Genomic DNA, 20,648 nt, shown 5'->3' on the forward strand with positions numbered 1-20,648 from the left:
GTACAGCGGTGGTCCGTCAAACCAGTCAGATCAGTTGATCTGTTCAGCCCACAAATCATACTCATCGGCATCGGTCACCTTGCACCAGACCTTGTCGCCAGGCTTGAGGTTGCTGCCGTTGTCGATGAAGACGTTGCCATCGATTTCCGGGGCGTCGAAGAAGCAGCGGCCGACGGCGCCTTGCTCGTCCACTTCATCCACCAGCACTTCGATTTCACGGCCGATGCGCATTTGCAGACGTGCCGAGCTGATGGCCTGCTGATGCGCCATGAAGCGCTCCCAACGGTCTTGCTTGACGTCATCCGGTACCACGTCCAGGTCCAGGTCGTTGGCGGGTGCGCCGTCGACCGGCGAATACTGGAAGCAGCCGACGCGGTCGAGCTGGGCTTCGGTCAGCCAGTCCAGCAGGTACTGGAAGTCCTCTTCAGTTTCGCCGGGGAAACCGACGATGAAGGTCGAGCGGATGATCAGGTCCGGGCAGATCTCGCGCCAGTTCTTGATGCGCGCCAGGGTCTTGTCTTCGAACGCCGGGCGTTTCATGGCCTTGAGGACTTTCGGGCTGGCGTGCTGGAACGGGATGTCCAGGTACGGCAGGATCTTGCCGGCGGCCATCAGCGGGATCAGTTCATCCACATGCGGGTACGGGTAGACGTAATGCAGGCGGACCCAGACGCCCAGGGTGCTGAGGGCTTCGCACAGTTCGGTCATGCGGGTCTTCACCGGCGCACCGTTCCAGAAGCCAGTGCGGTATTTCACGTCGACGCCGTAGGCGCTGGTGTCCTGGGAGATCACCAGCAGTTCCTTGACGCCGGCCTTGACCAGGCGCTGGGCTTCGTCGAGCACATCGCCCACCGGGCGGCTCACCAGCTTGCCGCGCATCGACGGAATGATGCAGAAGCTGCAGCTGTGATTGCAGCCTTCGGAAATCTTCAGGTAAGCGTAGTGACGCGGGGTCAGCTTGATGCCTTGTGGCGGCACCAGGTCGATCAGCGGGTTGTGGTCCTGCTTCGGTGGCACCACGTCGTGCACCGCGTTGACCACCTGCTCGTACTGCTGTGGACCGGTCACGGCCAGCACACTTGGGTGCACGTCGCGGATGTTGCCTTCTTCCACGCCCATGCAGCCGGTGACGATGACCTTGCCGTTTTCCTTGATGGCTTCGCCGATCACTTCCAGGGACTCGGCCTTGGCCGAATCGATGAAGCCACAGGTATTGACCACTACCACATCGGCGTCCTGATACGTGGACACGACGTCATAGCCTTCCATGCGCAGCTGGGTCAGGATGCGTTCGGAGTCGACCAGAGCCTTTGGGCAACCCAGGGATACGAAGCCGACCTTCGGATTGGCTGGCGCGGTAGTGGTGGACATGTCTAACCTCGGTGTAAGGGGATCGTCTCTTGCCGAGACAGGGCGCCTGACGCGCCTCTGATCAAAAAGTGCGCAATTCTAGCGATGGACGAGGCAGTTGACCAGCTTTATACGGGGAAAAACGACGAGTGCTGCGCTATGCTTCGCGCCTTTGTGCTTTATCGGTTTTTATAGTCAACGAAATACCTGTTACGAGATGTAAAACGGTACATGCTGCGTCATCAAGCATAGTGCTTCGTTCAAGAAGACAGGTCTGGGAATCGGGAGTGTTGGATGGGTCATGCAAGTAGTCAGACGGCGGGTGCCGAGCATTCGGCAGCGAAGCCGCTGAGCATGCTGGTGGCGGCGGTCGGAGTGGTTTACGGCGACATCGGCACGAGCCCGTTGTACACCCTCAAAGAAGTGTTTACCGGCGGCTACGGCGTGGCGGTCAACCATGACGGGGTGCTGGGCATCCTGTCGCTGATCTTCTGGTCACTGATCTGGGTCGTATCGATCAAGTACATGATGTTCGTCCTGCGCGCCGACAACCAGGGCGAAGGCGGAATCATGGCACTCACCGCCCTGGCGCGGCGCGCGGCGGGGGAGCGGGCGCGGCTGCGTACGTTCCTGGTGATCTGCGGGCTGATCGGCGCCGCGCTGTTTTACGGCGACAGCATGATCACCCCGGCGATTTCCGTATTGTCGGCGATCGAGGGCCTCGGCCTGGCGTTCGAAGGCATCGACCACTGGGTGGTGCCGATATCGCTGGTGGTGCTGGTGGCGCTGTTTCTGATCCAGCGGCACGGCACGGCGCGGATCGGCATCCTGTTCGGCCCGATCATGGTGACCTGGTTCCTGGTGCTTGGTGCGCTCGGCATCTATGGCATCAGCCGGCAACCAGAGGTGTTGTTGGCCGTTAATCCCGCCTGGGCCGTGCGCTTCTTCGTGGTCCATCCGGGCATGGGCGTGGCGATCCTCGGCGCGGTGGTGTTGGCGCTGACCGGCGCCGAAGCGCTGTACGCCGACATGGGCCACTTTGGCCGTAAACCGATCGCCCGTGCCTGGTTCCTGCTGGTGCTGCCGGCGTTGGTGCTCAATTATTTCGGCCAGGGGGCATTGCTGCTGGGCGACCCGGAAGCGGCGCGTAACCCGTTCTATCTGTTGGCGCCAAGCTGGGCGCTGATCCCGCTGGTGGGCTTGTCGACGTTGGCGACGGTGATCGCTTCGCAAGCAGTGATCTCCGGCGCGTTTTCCCTGACCCGCCAGGCGATCCAGCTGGGTTATATCCCGCGTATGTACATCCAGCACACCTCCAGCGCCGAACAGGGCCAGATCTACATCGGCGCGGTGAACTGGTCGCTGATGGTGGGTGTGGTGCTGCTCGTGCTGGGGTTCGAATCCTCCGGTGCGCTGGCGTCGGCCTACGGTGTGGCGGTGACTGGCACCATGCTGATGACCACCGTCCTGGTGTCAGCCGTGATGCTGTTGCTGTGGAAATGGCCGCCGCTGCTGGCGGTGCCGGTGCTGCTCGGCTTCCTCCTGGTGGATGGCCTGTACTTCGCCGCCAACGTGCCGAAAATCATTCAGGGCGGCGCATTCCCGGTCGTCGCCGGTATCGCCTTGTTCGTGTTGATGACCACCTGGAAACGCGGCAAGCAGTTGCTGGTGGAACGTCTCGACGAAGGTGCCTTGCCGCTGCCGATCTTCATCAGCAGCATCCGTGTGCAGCCGCCCCATCGCGTACAGGGCACCGCGGTGTTCCTGACCGCGCGCTCCGACGCCGTGCCTCACGCGCTGTTGCACAACCTGCTGCACAATCAGGTATTGCACGAACAAGTCGTCCTGTTGACGGTGGTGTACGAGGACATCCCACGGGTTCCGCCGCAGCGACGCTTCGAGGTCGATTCCTATGGCGAAGGCTTCTTCCGGGTGATCCTGCATTTCGGCTTCACCGACGAGCCGGACGTGCCCCAGGCACTCAAGCTTTGTCATTTGGATGACCTGGACTTCAGCCCGATGCGCACCACCTACTTCCTCAGTCGCGAGACGGTCATTGCGTCCAAGCTCGAGGGCATGGCCCGCTGGCGCGAGTTGCTGTTCGCCTTCCTGCTGAAGAATGCCAATGGCAACCTGCGCTTCTTCAATCTGCCGGTGAACCGGGTGATCGAGTTGGGGACGCAAGTCGAGATGTAGCATCGGAACGGTCAACCAAAAGCCCCCGTTGCCTTGCGGCAGCGGGGGCTTTTTTGCGGCATTTGTCCGGGTATTCCGTGACAGGACTGTCCTGTGGTGCTTCGTAAAAATTTGACAAGTGTTTGCTTTTTGTAGGATTTTTACCCGCCCGCAGATCAAGGAGTATCTGCCGGTGGCCAAGGATTTGGCTACCGTCACCATCAAACAAGGGATTGTCTATGCAGGGTTCAACTACCGTTGCTCAACAGGTGGGCGGTCAGCGCGTGCACGAGCATCAGCCCGTCTCGTCCCAGAACATTGCCCACCAGATTCTCGAATGCCTGTTTCGCCGTCGCAGCCTCGCCCCCGGGGAAAGCGACGAACTCTCTTTGCAGGTGCTGGAACCCCATCTGGCGAAAGTCATGCGGGCGGTCGAGAGCGGTCGCAAAGTTGAAATGGTCTTGCCGGCCTTTCCCGGAAAATCCCCCAGCCGCAAGAAGACCCTGAGTCACCTGCCTGATCTGGCTGAATTTCATGCCATCGACGAGCTCCATCGGCTGTGTGCGGAAATCCAGGCGATCTACGCGCCGGGTGCGTTGATCCACATCTGCTCCGATGGTTATGTGTTTGCCGATCTGGTGCGTGTTCCCGATGCGGACGTCAAGGCGTATACGGACTCGATCCAGGACTACGCCGAGCAGCACTATGGCGGTATGTTCGCCCATTTCGACCTCAGAAATGCCTACCCTCAGCTCGACTGCCTGGACGCTATGCGCGAAGAAATGATGATCGAGCACGGTCAATCATTGATCCTGTTGCAACAGCGCTTCAAGGATGACCCGCACATGATGTTGATGTATTGCGGCATCCATCGCTTCCTGTCCGAGGACTACTCGGGGCTCGAGGCATTCGCTGGCATGAGCCTCAACGCGGTGAAGAAGATCGCCAAGCCGGCCTCGCAGCGGGTGATCCAGCGCAGCGAGGCCTGGAGCGCGTTGCTGCAGGCGCGCTATCCGGATTGCCTGCGCCTGTCGATCCACCCGCAACTGGCGGTGTCGACGAAAATCGGCATCCGCCTCGTGCCGACCAGTGACCTGTGGCGTACGCCCTGGCATTCGGTGGCAATCAAGCGGCGGGGTGTGGTCACGCTCGAAAAGCGCAGCAATGTCGACGAGCGTTTCCATCGACTGGTCTTTCGCAAGGGGCGTCCTTGTCACTACGCCAGTGCCCAATGAGGACGTCTCGGTTGCGGATCGATGCGGTGCTCTTCGATCTGGACGGTACCCTGGTGGACACCTTGCCGGACATCACCTGGAGCCTGAACCAGGTATTGCTGGAGCACGGATGTCCGGCGCTGACCGCGGAAGCGGTGCGGGACTATATCGGCGGCGGCACCACGGCGATGATCGAGGCGGTGGCGACGCAGTTTGGCATCGCCGATGCGGCCATGCTGCATCAACGTTATATAGCGATGTACCAAGATCATCTGGTGCAGTTTTCCAAACCTTTCAACGGTGTATTGGCAGTGCTCGAAGGCTGCCGAGCGCTACAGCTTCCGCTGGCGATCGTGACCAACAAAGCCGAGGTCATGGCCTGCCAGGTCGCTGATGCGCTGCTCGCGCACACGGCCTTCAAGGCGATCCTGGGGCATCGCGCCGGCCGGCCACTCAAACCCCAGCCGGGGGTGGCGTGGGAAGCCGCTCGGCGGTTGTCGGTCGAGCCCCGCCATTGCCTGTTCGTTGGTGACACCGAGATCGACCTGCAAACCGCCCGCGCTGCGGGTATGCCCTCGGCAATGGTCGCCTGGGGCTATGGCGCGGGGTGCACCTGGCAGGCCCAGGCCCCGGACTTCTACTGTGAACAGCCGGCCGGGCTGTTACACATCCTCAAGCAACACCGTGGCGCCGCGCAGGCATTCACCGAGCGTGGCGATACCGTCAAATCCTGTTGATATACCCACTCTCAAGGAAGCTGTTCCATGGAACATAGAGACGCCTGGATCACGGCCGTCAGCGATTTGCTGGCCGGTTACCTGTTCAAGGGCACGGATGATCGTTTCGAAACACAGGGCCGGGACCATCTGGCGCACCGGCTGGGGCAATGCTTCGATCAGCGCCGTCCGGTACGCCTGATCCTGCCGGGCTTTCCCTGCAAATCCCCCAATGCCATCGACCAGACCTTCGGCGTGCTGCCGGACTATGGCGAGTTCATGGCCATCGAGCGCCTCGATCAGATGGGCCAGGCGATTGCCGCGTTGCATGAGCCGGGGTGTGTGGTATCGATCCTCAGCGATGGAACGACTTTCAACGACATCGTCGGGGTGACCGACGAGGTTCGTGCTACCTATAACCGGGCGCTGCGTGAACTGTGTACGACCCACACGATTGAGTGGGTCAGCATGGAAGACTTGTTCCCGCAGGCACAAAGTGCCGAGTCGGTGCGCGCCAGCCTGGTCAAGCAGGCCCGGTTGCCCTGGAAAAACCTGGGAGACCTGATCGAGCAGAGCCGGCACGATGAAGCCCTCGGTAGGACCCATGACAATCTCTGCAGTCATCTCTACAACGACCTGCGCCTGTGCCGCGAGGACGGGCAGAGCGAGGACGAGTACCTGCAGCAGATCAACTACAAGGCCTACCAGATGATGCTGCGCGGGCAGGCCTTGAATGCGGCGGTGGATCGCTTCTTCCCCGATGACATTCGACTGTCGGTCCACCAATACAACAATGCCGGGCCCAAGTTTACCGTCGGGCTGGCCGAAGGGCTGAGCCGCGCCGACAGCCCCTGGCACGCCGTGCCGGTGTGCAACCTCGATGGGAGCCAGCACCTGCGGGCGCGGGCCCAGGTCGACCTTGACCAGCATGTGCTGGTCACTTGGCAGGGGCGGCCGTGGCTTTACCACCAGACAGAAGGTCCCCAGGCACAAGGCTTTGAGTTCGAGCTGCAAAAGCTCCCGCTCTTTGGCCTGGTGGTCCGGGATCCGTTGGGGTTGGGTTTCGAGCGGCTGTCCACGGGGCTGCTGGAGTCACTGGTGGAAACCTTCGGCTTTGTTTGCCTCAAGGGTTGTCATTTTGAGGACCAGGACAGTTTCGCCCGCAGTTGCGAACGCTTTGGCACGTTGTACGAATGGGCCTTTGGCGCCGTGCATGTGGTCAAGCCTGCGGACAAACCGCAGGGCGTGGTGCACTCGCTGGAGAAGACGCCTTTGCACTGGGACCTGAACATGCTGCCCGACAGCGATGCACAGGTGCAGCGCAACCCGAAATTCTGCGCCAGCAAGTTCATGTTGTATTGCAAGACGGCGCCGCTGCCGGGCGAAGGCCAGACCACTGTCGTCGACAGCCGGAACGTGCTGCGCAAGGTCGGGCAACGCGTCGCTCGGCAATGGCAGGCGGTGAACATCACCTACTACACCAAGATGACCTACTTCGGCGGTTCGCCGCGCATGTACAGTCTGGTGGATCGTCACCCCCGTAGCGGTGAACTCATCCTGCGTTACCAGGAGGGTACCGATTCGACGCTGCAGACCCTCAGCCAGTCCGTGCAGGATCATGACGAGGCGGCTCAACAAGCGTTGCTGGAGCAGGTCAACAGCCTGGTCTACGACCCGGAGTGCCTGATTGCCCATCCGTGGAGCGAAGGTGATCTGGTGCTGATCGACAACTATCGAACACTGCATGGGCGGCTGCCGATGTCGGCGGGGTCTGCTTCGCGGGAGTTGTGGCGGGTGCAGGTCTACTAAGACCAATCCCCTTGGTGGGGGCGAGCTGGCTCGCGAAGACGCCAGCACCGCTACAACAAAAAGCCCCTGCACGCTGCAAAGCGGCAGGGGCTTCTTGTTAAGCCAGCATCGGATTACTGATCGGCAGGCTTGGGCTGGCGCTTGTTGATCTCATCGATCAGGCGCTTGGCCAGGGCCGGGTAGTTTTCGTCGAAGTGATGGCCGCCCGGCAGTTTGATGGCTTCCCCTACGGCGGTCTTGTCGGTGCAGCCGCTTTCGTCGGCTTCTTCACCGCCGTAGATGCACACCACTTTCTCGGCCGGCAACTTGGCCATTTCCGGGCCGGTGGCGGCTTCGGTACCGGCGTTGCCGAGCCAGCCTTCGACTTCGATCTCGAAGCTGCCGGTGCGGGCGAAGGCCAGCAGGATGATTGCGTCGATCCGCTGCTGTTCGGTGGCCGGCAAGCGGTTGTAGATCGCCGGCAACACATCGGCACCGAAGGAATAGCCGGTCAGGATGAAGCGTTTGGTGCCCCAGACCTGGCGGTAGTGCTGCATCAGTTCGGCAAGGTCCACCGCGCTCTGCTCCGGACTCTTGTGCTGCCAGTAGTAGCGCAGGGTGTCGATGCCAACCACCGGGTAGCCGATCTTGGCCATTTCATCAGCTACGTCGCGGTCCAGGTCACGCCAGCCGCCATCGCCGGAGAGGAACAGGGTCACGGTATCCCGGGCCTGGCTCGCAGGCACCTCGACCACTGGAATGGCCAGACCACCCTTGGCCTTGTCGGTGCCGACGAGAATCTTGCGCAGTTCGTTGTTCAGCACCTGCGGCAGGTTGATGTCATAGTCGCTGATGCTGGTTTCGGCATTCTTCTGATCCCTTACGAACGCGGCGCTGGTGTCGTCGGGGTTGTCGTTCCAGGCGACCAGCCAGTGACCGTGGGCCGCCGTTTTGGGCAACAGGTGCGTGCAGCCGGGTTTCTCCAGGGCCAGGTCCACCGAAATGGCCTTGACCTTGTCATCCTTCTGTTCGGCCAGCCAACGCCACGCGAGCACGGCGCCCGGGCCAATACCGCTGACCAGTGTCGCCGGTCCTTGCAGCTCTCTCAGGCCCGCTTGCAAAGCGCGACCCTGCAGCATGCAGTCCTTGGGCAGGATCACCTGAACGATCTGTGCCGAGCCGGCGCGGCTGAGGGTCGTCAATTGGGTGTCGCTGAGCTTCTGGTCTTCATTGACCGCCACCAGCACCTGGGCGCGAGGCTTGGTGCCAGGAATGACGCGGGTCATCGGCGCGCCGTCGGTGGGGGTCAGTTGTTCAAGGGTGGGTTGCGGGGCCGGGCGGTTCCAATACCAATAACCGCCACCGAGAATCACCGCCAGCACCAACAGGGCGGCCACTACGTATCGCCAGGAGCGTTGCATCATCAGCGTTTCACCAGTCCAGTCAGGCCGCCTGCAATCAAGGCGGCAGTATCGGCCAGCGCCACCAGCGGATCGAGTCCGGCGGGCACGGCCATGTAACGAGGTTCCCAGTCAGGCTGGAATTTGTCTTTGAAACGGCGCAGCCCCTGGAAGTTGTAGAGCTGCTCGCCGCGGCGAAACACCATCGAACCCAGGCGCTGGGTCAATGGCGCACCGCGACGCGGTTGCAGGCCCGAAAGCGGGACCATGCCAAGGCTGAAGCGGGCGTAATCATGGTTCTTATAATGCTGGATCAAGCCGACCATCATGAACTCCATGGTCAGCTTCGGTGCCTCGGGGTGGGCACGCATCAGGTCCAGGCTGGCCAGCTCATGGCTGTGGGTTTCCAGCAGGTTGGCGAACGCCACGGGACGGCCTTCGAAGCGAATCACGGCGATGCGGAAATGCTTGAGGTAGTCGTCGCTGAAGCGACCCAGGGAAAAGCCTTTCTCGCGTACGTTCTTGCCGGTCAGCCAGGCATCGGAGATGACCTTGAGCTCATCCATTGGCGCGTGCCCGGGTTCATGGATCTCCAGCGACAGCCCGTCCCGGGTGCCGCGGTTCCAGGTGTAGCGCAGGTCCTTCATCTCCTTGCCCTTGGCCTCGAGGTCGAAACGCTTGAGGTCGACCCGGGCTTCCTCACCCAGCTTGATCGCCGTCAGGCCGATATCCATGTAGTACGGCAGGTTCTCGGCACGCACCTGGTAGAACACCGGGCGGGCGTGGTGGATGTCGCACAGGTCGCGGAACTGCCAGATCATCTCGGCCCGTTGCTGGGTAGGGCCGATCGGGTCATACAAGGCCACCAGGCTGCGACCACGGCGGGCGTACATCAGGAACGCCTCGTCGTTGGGGTGGAACAGCAACGCCTTGTCACCGGTCAGGGCCAGGCCGCCGTCAGGCTGCGAAGACGCCATGAGGATCGTCCTGGCCCGCTCCAGTTCTTCTGCCGTGGGCAGATGGATCACCGGTCGCGCGGTGCGCAACAGCCAGGTCAGGGACACCACCACCAGCAGCACGGCAGCCCCCAGCAGCGAGCGCAGGCCACGGGGAGCGTCGGCATCGAGGGTGAACTGCCACCACAGCTGATGGCTGTAGGGCACGTCCTGGTAGGCAAACAGCAGCAGCCAGATCGAGGCACCAAGCACGCAGAGACTGGCGATCAGGAACAGCGGGGAAAAAGGCAGTTCGGTCAGGCGACTCGGACGGTAGAAGGAGCGCCGGAAGACTGCCAGCAGGGCCGCCGTCGAGGTCAGCAGCGTGGCTTCCTCCCAGTCGAAACCCTTGAGCAGCGAGAGCAGGGCGCCTACCAGCAGCAAGACGGTGGTCAGCATCCAGGCCGCCGACAGGCGACGGCGCAAGCCCTGGGCGAGCAACAGGCACAACACGCCCACCAGGCTGGCGCCGAAGTGCGAGGCGTCCACCAACCGATGGGGAATCAGGAAACCGATGTGCTCCAAGCGTGTATCGATCTCCGGGGTCACGCCGGAAAACAGCAGCACCACGCCGGACAGGAACACCAGTACCGCCAGGATCGGCGCCGCGAAGCCTGATGCCGCCCGCAGGGTCTGGCGTGTCTGGAACAGTCGCTGGGCCTCGTTGATCAACAGCAGCACGCAGGCCACCAGCATCGGCAGCAGCACGTAGATCAAGCGATACAGCAGCAGGGCGGCGGCCAGTGGCGCGGCGCCCAGTTTGTCGGCAAAGGCCGCCAGCAGGATCGCTTCGAACACCCCGACGCCGCCAGGTACATGGCTGAGCACGCCAGCGGCCAGCGCCAGCAGGTAGACCAGCAGGAACGCGCCGAATGGCGGCGTCTCGGGCAGCAACAGATACAGCACCGTGGCGGCTGCCGCGACATCCAGCGCCGTGATGATCAGTTGCAGGAAGGTCAAGCGTCGGCTCGGCAGGCGCAGGGTGCGACGTCCGGCCTTGACCAGGAGGGCATCCCGATGAGGTTGCTCCGGCAAGCGTCGACGGTAGATGCCGATGGCCAGTACGCTCATGAGCAACAGCACCGCCAGGGAGACCGCCGCCAGCAAGGACACGGGCAGGTGCAGCGCGGCGGATGCGGCAGGCAGGTTGCTGAGGGTGGCCAGGGCGGCCAGTGGCGGTAGCGCGCAGCCCAGAGACAGACTGGCGAACAACGTCATGTGGGCGACGTCCGCAGCGCCGAGGCCATGGCGAGCATACAGGCGATAGCGAACCGATCCGCCTGACAGCAGCGACAGCCCAATGGCATTGCCAATGGCAAACGCGGTGAACCCGCCCAGGACCAGGGTCTGTGGCGGCAACGTCACGCCGGCATAGCGGCTCGCCGACCATTCGTAGCCCAGCAGAATGATGAAGCCGGCCACCGTGGCGGCGACCGCACCGAGCAGGGCAGGCCGGGGCACGTCGAGAATCGAGTCGTGCAGTGCGTAAAGATCGAGTTCACTCAGAAGATGGCGACAGGCAACCAATGCAATCGCAAACAGCAATAGCGTGATGGCAAGGCCGATGGGTTGACGGTACTGGCTGATCCGGTCCAGCCAGCGCAGTCGTTCGGCCTTGATCGGTTGTGTCGCGGTAACAGTGTCCTGCGGGTCAGAATTTGCGCGCATCAATCACCTCTTGAGCTATGCGCGACAGGATGGGGGTATCCAGCCAAGTTACCAATCCCTTCGGCAGAAAATAATTACAAAACTTTTGTAATGAGGCCGATTGTAGACAAGCCAAAAAATAACAGGCACAAAAAAGGCCACTCTTTCGAGTAGCCTTTCTTGATGTTTGGTTGCGGGAGCCGGATTTGAACCGACGACCTTCGGGTTATGAGCCCGACGAGCTACCAGGCTGCTCCATCCCGCGTCTGTGAGGCGGCATTCTACAGGCGAACGCTTGAGTGTCAACTGTTAAAAGGGAGTGAAGGCAAATTAATGACCGAAGCGTCCCTTTCCTTCCTAAATACCAGAAATTAAAAGGGAAATTGTCCTACAACTCCGGGCTCGTTGGCGCCGGCCAGCGTGACGGGTGAGTGCTCCCTCGCGTGCAAAGGAACGCAGTCAGGGGCGTTATGAAAAAGACGCACGCACAAAAAAGGCCACTCTTTCGAGTAGCCTTTCTTGATGTTTGGTTGCGGGAGCCGGATTTGAACCGACGACCTTCGGGTTATGAGCCCGACGAGCTACCAGGCTGCTCCATCCCGCGTCTGTGAGGCGGCATTCTACAGAGGATCGCCAGGCTGTCAACCCTTGTGTTAGAAAAAACTGTTCCGCTTCAAGTGCTTAGCCACTCAAAAAAGCATTGTGACCGTGCTGTGACGCAGGCGGGGCAAGGGCTGCGGCTCTATTGGGCGGTTCGGTGCGATTGAAGAAATACATTTTACGTAGCCCTTTTCCAGGCTAAGCGTCGGATCTTTCAAACTACTGGTGCTATATACAGTTCCGGATGCGATACTGGCGGTCCGACTCGCCCCATATCCTGCTTCTTTATGACGCAACGCAAAATCATCCACGTCGACTGCGATTGCTTCTATGCCGCCATCGAGATGCGCGATGATCCGCGGCTGGCCGGCAAACCCATGGCGGTCGGTGGTTCGGCGGATCGACGGGGCGTGATCGCGACCTGCAACTACGAGGCACGGGCCTACGGTGTACGCTCGGCCATGTCCTCCGGGCACGCCTTGAAACTCTGCCCGGACCTGATCATCGTCAAGCCCAGGATGGACGCCTATCGCGAGGCGTCGAAGGAAATTCAGGGCATCTTCCGTGATTACACGGACCTGATCGAGCCGCTGTCCCTGGATGAGGCCTACCTGGACGTTTCCGCCAGCGCCCATTTCGGCGGTAGCGCCACTCGCATCGCCCAGGACATTCGCCGGCGCGTATCCAATCAGTTGCACATCACAGTGTCCGCCGGTGTCGCCCCGAACAAATTCTTGGCCAAAATTGCCAGTGATTGGAAAAAACCCAACGGCCTATTCGTCATCACCCCGGACCAGGTCGAGGATTTCGTCTCGGCCCTGCCGGTCAGCAAGCTCCACGGTGTCGGCAAGGTGACGGCCGACAAGCTGAACAGGCTTGGAATTGCCGATTGCCTGCAATTGCGTCAGTGGGACAAGCTGGCGCTGGTACGCGAATTCGGCAGTTTCGGTGAGCGACTCTGGGGTCTGGCTCGTGGGATCGATGAGCGTCTGGTGCACAACGACAGTCGACGTCAGTCCATCAGTGTGGAAAACACCTACGATGTCGACCTGCCCGATCTGGCGAGCTGCCTCGATAAACTGCCGGAGCTGATGGAAACCCTCAGCGGGCGTATGGCGCGCATCGACAGTAGCTATCGGCCCGGCAAGCCATTCGTCAAAGTGAAATTCCACGACTTCACCCAGACCACCCTGGAACAGTCAGGGGCAGGGCGGGACCTGGGTAGTTACCAGTCGCTGTTGACCCAGGCATTCAATCGCGGCGCGAAGCCGGTGCGGTTGTTGGGGATCGGGGTTCGGCTGGAGGATTTGCGCGGAGGGTTCGAGCAGTTGGAGTTATTTGAGCGGTGATGCCTTGGCGGGCTGCTCAGAAGGCTTTTTGTGGGGAGGGGATAAATCCCCTCGCCACAGGAGTGTCAGTGAGCGCCCGGATCCGCCACCAACCGTCCGCCGCTCTTGGTCAGTGCCTTCATGAACTCGGCCTGCAATTCCGGATCGTTGCGGGTCAGTTCGATCAGGCTTTGTTCCAGTTCGCTGGCTTCTTCTTCCAGGCCCAGCTCCGAGAGGCGCTTGACCCGATGAACCCACTGGCTCACCTCGTCGTCTTCCAGATCGTCGTAGATCAAGGCGTGGGCTTCCACCAGCTTGCTGCGCAAGGTGCTGCTGATGCTCAGGGATGAGTCGGTGTGCACCTCGTCCTGGGCGTCTGTTACGCTGATCTGCAACTTGCCGAATTGGCTCAGGTCCTGCTCGGCAAATGGGCTTTCCAACAGATTGAGGCGCAGCACGCCATTGCGGTCGGTGCTCAGCTCGAATGTCTGCCGGCCGGCCTTGACCTCGACCGGGCGTTCGCTCCAGGGCAGGCTCGAGTGCTCCGTGCGCTTGTCTCGCTGGACTTCATCGATGCCTGCCAGGTTCTGTTGAGCGCGGCCATGGGAAGGGGCGTTCATGAACGGGTTCAGCCCGGCGACACCGTAGCTGAGCCAGTCATGGGTCACCGTCTCCGGCAGGTTGCCGAGGGCAAACACATTGACCACGTTCGCGCCGATGCCGGCTACCACCGCCACCGCGCCCAGCGGGATCTCGTAGATTTCCCGCCAAGGTTGGTACGGTGTATAGCGATCGTAGCGACGCGTGACTTCGAATTCGGTGACTTCGAAGGTCTTCTGCTCATGGATCCGTACCCGGCGCTGCGGCAGGTCGAGCACCTTGGGTTCGCCCACATCGATCTGCAGGCTATGGTCGAGCAACTTACGCTCGACCCGCTCTTCGTGCTCGCTGCGTTGCGACATTTGGTTGGCACAGCCGCTGACCAGCAGGGCGCCGCAGAGCGCGGCGCCACCGAGGCCTAAGGTGTTTCGCTTGAACATGACGTCTCTATCTGGTGTCAGCGGCGGATACGGGCCTGGAGGAAGGAGAGCACGTCGCCAACCGGCAGCGCTTGCGGCTCGGCCTCGGTGCGGCTCTTGTATTCCAGGTTGCCTTCGGCCAGGCCACGGTCACTGACGACGATCCGGTGCGGGATGCCGATCAGTTCCATGTCCGCGAACTTGATGCCGGGGCTGGTTTTCTTGTCGCGATCGTCCAGCAGCACTTCAAAGCCGGCGGCCGTCAATTCGGCGTAGAGCTTGTCGGTGGCTTCGCGAACCAGGTCGGTCTCGTAGCGCAACGGCACCAGGGCAATCTGGAACGGCGCCAGGGTGTCGCTCCAGATGATCCCTTTCTCGTCGTTGTTCTGTTCGATGGCGGCTGCCACCACACGGGACACGCCGATGCCATAGCAACCCATTTCCAGGGTGACCGGCTTGCCGTTCTCGCCCAGCACTTCGCACTTCATCGCCTTGCTGTACTTGTTGCCCAGCTGGAAGATGTGCCCGACTTCGATGCCGCGCTTGATTTCAAGCACGCCCTTGCCGTCAGGGCTCGGGTCGCCGGCTACGACGTTGCGCAGGTCGGCAATGGCCGGAACCGGCAGGTCGCGTTCCCAGTTCACGCCGAAATAGTGCTTGTCGTCGATGTTGGCGCCGATGGCGAAGTCGCTCATCAGGGCCACCGAACGGTCGATGATGATCGGCAGCGGCAGGTTCAGCGGGCCGAGGGAACCCGCACCTGCGCCGATGGCGTCGCGCAGTTCGGTGTCGGTGGCCATGACCAGCGGGCTGGCGACGCCTGGCTGGTTGGCGGCCTTGATTTCGTTCAGCTCATGATCGCCGCGGACGATCAGTGCAATCAGCTTGCCTTCCTCTTCGGCGTGGACGATCAGGGTCTTGATCGTGCGCTCGATCGGCAGGTTGTAGCCCTCCACGAGCTGGGCAATGGTCTTGGCGTTCGGGGTGTCCACCAGGCGCAGTTCTTCCGACGGCGCAGGACGGGAGGTTTCCCGTGGCACGGCTTCGGCTTTCTCGATATTGGCGGCATAGTCGGAGCCGCTGCTGAAGACGATGTCGTCTTCGCCGGACTCGGCCAGTACGTGGAACTCGTGGGAGCCGGCACCGCCGATGGAGCCGTTGTCGGCTTCGACCGGACGGAACTTCAGGCCCAGGCGGGTGAACACGTTGCAGTACGCCTGGTGCATGCGGTCGTAGGTGACTTGCAGCGAGGCCAGGTCGGCGTGGAAGGAGTAAGCGTCCTTCATGATGAACTCACGACCGCGCATCAGGCCGAAGCGTGGACGGATCTCGTCACGGAATTTGGTCTGGATCTGGTACAGGTTGATCGGCAACTGCTTGTAGCTGCTCAACTCGTTGCGCATCAGGTCGGTGATCACTTCCTCGTGGGTCGGGCCCGCGCAGAAGTCACGGCCGTGACGGTCCTTGAGGCGCAGCAGCTCAGGGCCATATTCTTCCCAGCGTCCCGATTCCTGCCACAGTTCGGCCGGTTGGGTGCCCGGCATCAGCACTTCCAGGGCGCCGGCGGCGTCCATCTCTTCACGCACGATGGCTTCCACCTTGCGCATCACCCGCAGGCCCATCGGCAGCCAGGTGTACAGGCCCGAGGCGAGCTTGCGGATCATGCCGGCACGCAGCATCAACTGATGGCTGATCACGACGGCGTCGGAAGGCGTTTCTTTCTGTGTGGCGAGCAAAAATTGACTGGTGCGCATGGTTGGCCGTTGTCGGTTGCTGATGACGAGAAGTGACGGAGCATTGTACGGGCGAGATGCCCTGGCGTACAGGCGCGTGGCCGGTCGCCAGGTGCGAATGCCGGTTTCGCCGGCGCTTGCTGAAGTTTCCTACGACTCTTCCGCCGGCCGGGTGGGGGTCGGTTCCGGGGCGGAGGGTGAGTCCTGGCGACGGTTCTCCTGGAACCAATGCAGGGCGATCAGCAGCAGGGTCGGGACGCCGAGCAGGGCGGTGATCAAGAAGAAATTGTGATAACCGAATTTCTCCACCATCACCCCGGAATAGCCACCGATCAAGCGTGGCAGCAGCAGCATGATCGAGCTGAGCAGGGCGTATTGGGTGGCGGAAAACTTCAAGTTGGTCAGGCTCGACAGGTACGCCACGAATGCCGAGGTGGCAAGGCCGGAGCTGAAGTTGTCCAGGGAGATGGTGAGCACCAGCATCTTCAGGTTGGGGCCCATGTCGGCGAGCATCAGGAACAGGATGTTGGTGGCGGCCGAGGCCACGCCGCCAATGAAGAGGATCGGCAGGATGCCGAAGCGTACGATCAACAGCCCGCCCATGCCGGCGCCGAGGAGCGTCATGATCAGCCCGAAAATCTTGCTGACACTGGCGATCTGGTCCTTGGTGAAGCCCTGGTCGATGTAGAACACGTTGGCCATGACGCCCATGACCGTGTCGGACATCCGGTACGTGGCGATCAGCCCCAGCAGCAGCAAGGCCTGCCAGCGGTAGCGCAGGATGAAGTCATTGACCGGCGTGAGCACCGGCGCCAGGCCGCGACGCCCCATGGTCGACAGGCACATGGCGGTGAGGATGATATAGAGAATGGCCCGCAGGAAGGCGCGGTCTTCGAGCAGCAGATCGAGCAGGCTGACGCCTTCGAACAGCACGCTGGCAAAGTCGGTGTTGTAGAGCTGGGTGCACATCGCCGGGACTGACACCAGCAGCACGATCAGCACGAACACCGAGGCCAGTTGGTGAACGAACGTGTAGCGCCCGGCCTGCAATTGCGTACGCAGCGGCACCGGTGGCTCGCGCATGAACAGCGAGGTGAGCAAGGCCGGAACCATCAATACGCCGAACAGCAGATACGTACCGGCCCAGGCCGAGTGCTTGTAGCTGAAGCCGGTGGAGCCGAAACCCTCGGCGAAGAACAATGCGCCGGCGGTCGCCAGCAGTGCGGCGACCCGGTAGCCGGACATGTAGCTGGCGGCGAGGGCGGCCTGGCGGGTGTCATCGACGATTTCCAGGCGATAGGCATCGACCGCGATGTCCTGGGTGGCCGAAGCGAACGCCACGAGCACGGCAATGGCTATCAACCATGAGAGATGTTTCTGCGGATCGCAGAAGCCCATGCCGATCAGGCCCAGGATCACCAGGCCTTGGGAAAGCACCAGCCATGAGCGGCGACGCCCGAGTTTGCCGAGCACCGGCAGGCGCCATTGGTCGAGCAACGGCGACCAGACCCATTTAAAGGCATAGGCCAGGCCGATCAGGCTCGCGTAGCCGATGGTTTCACGCGCCACGCCGGCCTCGCGCAACCAGACCGAAAGCGTGGAAAACACCAGCATGTAGGGCAAGCCGGCAGCGAAGCCAAGCAGCAACAGCACGAGCGTCGAAGGACTGGCATAGGCGGCGAGGGCGGCGCGCCAGGTTTTACGGGGCATGGGCTGGAGTCTGCCTCAAAAATTGCGAAAACAAAGCGCGCACTCTAACCGCTGTGCTCTACCGGGCGCCAGCCATGGCATCGAATATCAACACGATTATTCAGGATACTGACCCCTTCCATCCGCAGGCGTGCGCGCTGTTCGTCCCCTGAGGCGCTGCCTGCCGGCAGGCTGATCCGACCACCGGCACCCAATACCCGATGCCAGGGCAGGCTGGTGTCGTTGGGCAGTTGGCTGAGGGTGCGGCCCACCCAGCGTGCCGCCCGACCCAGGCCGGCCATCTCGGCGAGCTGGCCATAGGTGACGACTTTGCCGGGCGGCACTTGCGCAAGGGTCAGATAAAGCGTGGTGCGGCGTACCTGCGCGGCGTCTTCGGGGTCCACTGGGATATCGGTCACGGGGAGGGTTCCTAGGAAAAGTACATGTCCGTTCGTAGGTTTATTCTGGCAGAGCGGATTGAGAAATGAACTCATCCCCCATCCTTGGGTCAGTCCTTGCTGAGGTGTCGTCCTGGGGGATAATGCCGCCTTTTCACCGCAAACCTGAGCTCTTTATACGCTTATGTTGTCCAGAACCCTGCTATGCCTGGCTGTTGCCAGTGCCTCCACGCCCTTGCTTGCCGATACCGTCTGGTTGAAGAACGGTGACAAACTCAGCGGCAAGATCACCGTTTTCGATGGCGGCAAATTGCTGATCCAGACCGATTATGCCGGCGCCGTTCCCATTGACTGGAAACAGGTCAAGACCCTTGAAAGTGACCAGCAGTTACTGGTCAAGCAGGACGCCTACACCGGCGAGAAAGCCAAGGCCCTGCACGCCGCCGAGGACGGCAAGGTAACCCTGGCCAACGGTGACGCGCCCAAGACCGTCGAGTTGGCCAGTATCCAGCAGATCCTCAAGCCCAAGCCGGTGGTCGAGGATCTGGTGTGGAAAGGCAATGTCGATGCCGCAATGGATTACCAGCGGGCGGAAAAAGATGTCGACGACTACGACATCGATTTCAAGACGACAGCCCGCCACGGTCGCTGGCGGCACACCGCCGAGGGCGAATACAACCGCGAATTCCAGGACGACGTGGTCTCCACCGACAACTGGAAACTGGAATATTCCCTCGACCGCTTCCTGACGGACAAATGGTTCTGGCAGGGGCGCCTGAACTACAAGCGTGACAAGGTCGAAGACCTGGCCCGCCAGCGAGTGGTGGGTACCGGTCCGGGCTACCAGTTCTGGGATGACGAATTGGGCGCGTTCTCGCTGGGTTCGCTGTTGAACCGCACCGATTACGAGTACCAGGACGGGGGCAAGGACAACTTCTATTCCGTCGCCATGAAGTGGGACTACAACCGCTACCTCGTAGGCAAGCGTGTCGAGTTCTTCACCAACGGCGAAGTGGGCAAGCCGCTGTCCGGCGTTGCGGAGTACGCCTATGACGCGGAGATGGGCTTGCGCTACAAGGTCACCGACTGGGCCTCGCTCAACCTCAAGGCCGAGAAAGATGTGATCGAAGGGTCCGAGGACAGCGACTTGAGCAAAACGCGCTACACCGCCGGGTTTGGCGTGACCTGGTAAGCCCAGGCAGAAATAGCCCCTATGGGAGCGAGCCTGCTCCGGGCGGCGATCCGACGATAACGGTGTATCAGTCAACAGTATTGTTGCTGGTCTACCGCTATCGTCGGATCGCCGCCCGGAGCAGGCTCGCTCCCACAGTTTTTTTGTGCCGGCAAAAACTGGCAGGCACAAAAAAGCCCCGCTTTTGAGGGCGGGGCTCTTTACTAAAGCAGGAACAGTTAGATAACTGTTACTTCTTCAGCTTGCATGCCTTTCTGACCGCGGGTAGCGACGAAAGAAACCTGTTGGCCTTCTTTCAGGCTTTTGAAGCCGTCGGATTGGATAGCTTTGAAGTGTACGAACAGATCGTCACCGGATTGTGGGGTGATGAAGCCGAAGCCTTTTTCATCGTTGAACCACTTAACGGTACCGGTTTGGCGATTAGACATGGTGTAACTCCTTGAACAAAGATAACTGCGACTCAGGAAGAACCCTGGCCGAGACTGAGTGCAAAGAGCAGGAAAAATTCTTGTAGATGGTTGGATCGAAATTCAACATATCGTGTAGAGATTCTCAGTGACACAAGCAGCACAGTGACGCCACCTTAACCCTTTTTCCGAAACGTGCCAATGGTCTTTGCGAAGGTTTCTCGATTTTGGTGACTGACGGCGTCCAGGCTCGGGAAAACACGGCGGATCGGCGAGAATTGCTTCCCACGCTTTGAACCCTGCCCCTCGCCCCGGTAAGATGCCGGACAGTTTTCTCCACCCTCGCTATTCAGGACACCGCCATGAGCATCAAATCGGACAAGTGGATTCGCCGCATGGCGCAAGAGCACGGCATGATCGAGCCCTTCGTAGAGCGCCAGATGCGCGGTGAAGGCGCCGACCGACTGATTTCCTTCGGCGTCTCCAGCTACGGCTACGACGTGCGTTGCGCCGATGAATTCAAGGTGTTCACCAACATCAATTCGGCCACCGTCGACCCGAAGAACTTCGATGAGAAGAGCTTCGTCGACATCAAGAGCGACGTCTGCATCATTCCGCCGAACTCCTTCGCCCTGGCCCGCACCGTCGAGTATTTCCGCATCCCGCGCAATGTACTGACCATCTGCCTGGGCAAGAGCACTTATGCCCGTTGCGGCATCATCGTCAACGTCACGCCGCTGGAACCGGAGTGGGAAGGCCACGTGACCCTGGAGTTCTCGAACACCACGACCCTGCCGGCGAAAATCTACGCCAACGAAGGTGTGGCACAGATGCTGTTCCTCGAATCCGATGAAGAATGCGAAGTGTCCTACAAGGATCGGGGTGGCAAATACCAGGGCCAGCGTGGTGTGACACTTCCACGCACCTGATTCTGACGAACAGTGGGAATTCCTGAACGGGCAGACACTCTATTGCGTGTACTGCCCGTTTTTTCGTC

At 61.1% G+C, this 20,648-nt stretch carries 15 protein-coding genes and 2 tRNA genes; 7 read left to right on the forward strand and 10 right to left on the reverse strand.

Going from position 1 to position 20,648, the window contains the following annotated elements; all coding sequences use genetic code 11:
- Positions 1–30 precede the first annotated feature (30 nt).
- On the reverse strand, positions 31–1,371 hold the full coding sequence (gene rimO, locus FGE05_RS19420) for a 30S ribosomal protein S12 methylthiotransferase RimO (RefSeq protein ID WP_139647454.1): 1,341 nt from the start codon (positions 1,369–1,371) through the stop codon (positions 31–33).
- Between the two features lie 333 nt (positions 1,372–1,704).
- On the opposite strand from rimO, the gene FGE05_RS19425 reads away from it, so the two are divergent.
- The 4 genes from FGE05_RS19425 to FGE05_RS19440 all read left to right on the forward strand — a co-directional run bounded on the left by FGE05_RS19425 (position 1,705) and on the right by FGE05_RS19440 (position 7,264).
- Positions 1,705–3,546, forward strand: coding sequence for a potassium transporter Kup (locus FGE05_RS19425; protein ID WP_373682512.1), 1,842 nt, complete (start codon positions 1,705–1,707; stop codon positions 3,544–3,546).
- A 218-nt stretch (positions 3,547–3,764) separates the two neighbouring features.
- Entirely contained in the window at positions 3,765–4,760 is a 996-nt protein-coding gene (locus tag FGE05_RS19430) for an isocyanide synthase family protein (RefSeq protein ID WP_139647458.1), read from the forward strand.
- Entirely contained in the window at positions 4,757–5,476 is a 720-nt protein-coding gene (locus FGE05_RS19435; RefSeq protein ID WP_139647460.1) for an HAD family hydrolase, read from the forward strand. The genes FGE05_RS19430 and FGE05_RS19435 overlap by 4 nt, the downstream gene beginning before the upstream one ends.
- Positions 5,477–5,503: 27 nt before the next feature.
- Positions 5,504–7,264: an L-tyrosine/L-tryptophan isonitrile synthase family protein gene (locus tag FGE05_RS19440; protein WP_139647462.1), complete on the forward strand. Its 1,761-nt coding sequence runs from the start codon at positions 5,504–5,506 to the stop codon at positions 7,262–7,264.
- A gap of 113 nt (positions 7,265–7,377) precedes the next feature.
- On the opposite strand, the gene FGE05_RS19445 is transcribed toward FGE05_RS19440, so the two are convergent.
- The 4 genes from FGE05_RS19445 to FGE05_RS19460 all read right to left on the reverse strand — a co-directional run bounded on the left by FGE05_RS19445 (position 7,378) and on the right by FGE05_RS19460 (position 11,889).
- Positions 7,378–8,667, reverse strand: a complete 1,290-nt coding sequence (locus FGE05_RS19445) for a virulence factor family protein (RefSeq protein ID WP_139647464.1) — start codon at positions 8,665–8,667, stop codon at positions 7,378–7,380.
- On the reverse strand, positions 8,667–11,306 hold the full coding sequence (gene mprF / locus FGE05_RS19450) for a bifunctional lysylphosphatidylglycerol flippase/synthetase MprF (RefSeq protein ID WP_139647466.1): 2,640 nt from the start codon (positions 11,304–11,306) through the stop codon (positions 8,667–8,669). Before mprF ends, FGE05_RS19445 begins: the two co-directional genes overlap by 1 nt.
- A gap of 167 nt (positions 11,307–11,473) precedes the next feature.
- Positions 11,474–11,550, reverse strand: a tRNA-Met gene (locus FGE05_RS19455).
- A gap of 262 nt (positions 11,551–11,812) precedes the next feature.
- Positions 11,813–11,889: transfer RNA gene (locus FGE05_RS19460), tRNA-Met, on the reverse strand.
- Positions 11,890–12,172: 283 nt separating this feature from the next.
- Here FGE05_RS19460 and dinB point away from each other — a divergent pair.
- Complete coding sequence (dinB, locus tag FGE05_RS19465) at positions 12,173–13,234, forward strand: DNA polymerase IV (protein ID WP_139647468.1); 1,062 nt, start codon at positions 12,173–12,175, stop codon at positions 13,232–13,234.
- A 65-nt stretch (positions 13,235–13,299) separates the two neighbouring features.
- Here the strand turns inward: dinB and FGE05_RS19470 are convergent, their stop codons facing one another.
- From FGE05_RS19470 to FGE05_RS19485, 4 genes are all read right to left on the reverse strand, one after another.
- Positions 13,300–14,253, reverse strand: a complete 954-nt coding sequence (locus tag FGE05_RS19470) for a hypothetical protein (RefSeq protein WP_139647470.1) — start codon at positions 14,251–14,253, stop codon at positions 13,300–13,302.
- A 17-nt stretch (positions 14,254–14,270) separates the two neighbouring features.
- On the reverse strand, positions 14,271–15,986 hold the full coding sequence (locus FGE05_RS19475; protein WP_139647472.1) for a proline--tRNA ligase: 1,716 nt from the start codon (positions 15,984–15,986) through the stop codon (positions 14,271–14,273).
- Between the two features lie 129 nt (positions 15,987–16,115).
- Positions 16,116–17,675: an AmpG family muropeptide MFS transporter gene (locus tag FGE05_RS19480; RefSeq protein ID WP_139647474.1), complete on the reverse strand. Its 1,560-nt coding sequence runs from the start codon at positions 17,673–17,675 to the stop codon at positions 16,116–16,118.
- A gap of 44 nt (positions 17,676–17,719) precedes the next feature.
- The gene (locus FGE05_RS19485) at positions 17,720–18,073 is read right to left on the reverse strand and encodes an MGMT family protein (RefSeq protein ID WP_139647475.1); all 354 of its coding nucleotides are present in this window, start codon (positions 18,071–18,073) and stop codon (positions 17,720–17,722) included.
- 163 nt (positions 18,074–18,236) lie between these two features.
- Between FGE05_RS19485 and FGE05_RS19490 the strand changes: the two genes are divergently transcribed.
- Entirely contained in the window at positions 18,237–19,244 is a 1,008-nt protein-coding gene (locus tag FGE05_RS19490) for a DUF481 domain-containing protein (RefSeq protein WP_041022880.1), read from the forward strand.
- 218 nt (positions 19,245–19,462) lie between these two features.
- Here the strand turns inward: FGE05_RS19490 and FGE05_RS19495 are convergent, their stop codons facing one another.
- A complete protein-coding gene (locus FGE05_RS19495) occupies positions 19,463–19,672 on the reverse strand; it encodes a cold-shock protein (protein ID WP_024780123.1) in 210 nt (69 codons plus the stop codon).
- 341 nt (positions 19,673–20,013) lie between these two features.
- On the opposite strand from FGE05_RS19495, the gene dcd reads away from it, so the two are divergent.
- A complete protein-coding gene (gene dcd / locus FGE05_RS19500; protein ID WP_017126297.1) occupies positions 20,014–20,580 on the forward strand; it encodes a dCTP deaminase in 567 nt (188 codons plus the stop codon).
- The last annotated feature ends 68 nt before the right edge of the window (positions 20,581–20,648 follow it).

Source organism: Pseudomonas sp. ICMP22404, assembly GCF_006227205.1.
Lineage (GTDB): Bacteria > Pseudomonadota > Gammaproteobacteria > Pseudomonadales > Pseudomonadaceae > Aquipseudomonas.

Coding starts and splice junctions, on each gene's coding strand:
- FGE05_RS19480 (WP_139647474.1), bottom strand. CDS start 17,675: ATGCCCCGTAAAACCTGGCGCGCCGCCCTCGCCGCCTATGCCAGTCCT.
- FGE05_RS19490 (WP_041022880.1), top strand. CDS start 18,237: ATGTTGTCCAGAACCCTGCTATGCCTGGCTGTTGCCAGTGCCTCCACG.
- dcd (WP_017126297.1), top strand. CDS start 20,014: ATGAGCATCAAATCGGACAAGTGGATTCGCCGCATGGCGCAAGAGCAC.
- FGE05_RS19475 (WP_139647472.1), bottom strand. CDS start 15,986: ATGCGCACCAGTCAATTTTTGCTCGCCACACAGAAAGAAACGCCTTCC.
- FGE05_RS19470 (WP_139647470.1), bottom strand. CDS start 14,253: ATGTTCAAGCGAAACACCTTAGGCCTCGGTGGCGCCGCGCTCTGCGGC.
- FGE05_RS19440 (WP_139647462.1), top strand. CDS start 5,504: ATGGAACATAGAGACGCCTGGATCACGGCCGTCAGCGATTTGCTGGCC.
- FGE05_RS19445 (WP_139647464.1), bottom strand. CDS start 8,667: ATGATGCAACGCTCCTGGCGATACGTAGTGGCCGCCCTGTTGGTGCTG.
- mprF (WP_139647466.1), bottom strand. CDS start 11,306: ATGCGCGCAAATTCTGACCCGCAGGACACTGTTACCGCGACACAACCG.
- FGE05_RS19435 (WP_139647460.1), top strand. CDS start 4,757: ATGAGGACGTCTCGGTTGCGGATCGATGCGGTGCTCTTCGATCTGGAC.
- FGE05_RS19425 (WP_373682512.1), top strand. CDS start 1,705: ATGCTGGTGGCGGCGGTCGGAGTGGTTTACGGCGACATCGGCACGAGC.
- rimO (WP_139647454.1), bottom strand. CDS start 1,371: ATGTCCACCACTACCGCGCCAGCCAATCCGAAGGTCGGCTTCGTATCC.
- dinB (WP_139647468.1), top strand. CDS start 12,173: ATGACGCAACGCAAAATCATCCACGTCGACTGCGATTGCTTCTATGCC.
- FGE05_RS19495 (WP_024780123.1), bottom strand. CDS start 19,672: ATGTCTAATCGCCAAACCGGTACCGTTAAGTGGTTCAACGATGAAAAA.
- FGE05_RS19430 (WP_139647458.1), top strand. CDS start 3,765: ATGCAGGGTTCAACTACCGTTGCTCAACAGGTGGGCGGTCAGCGCGTG.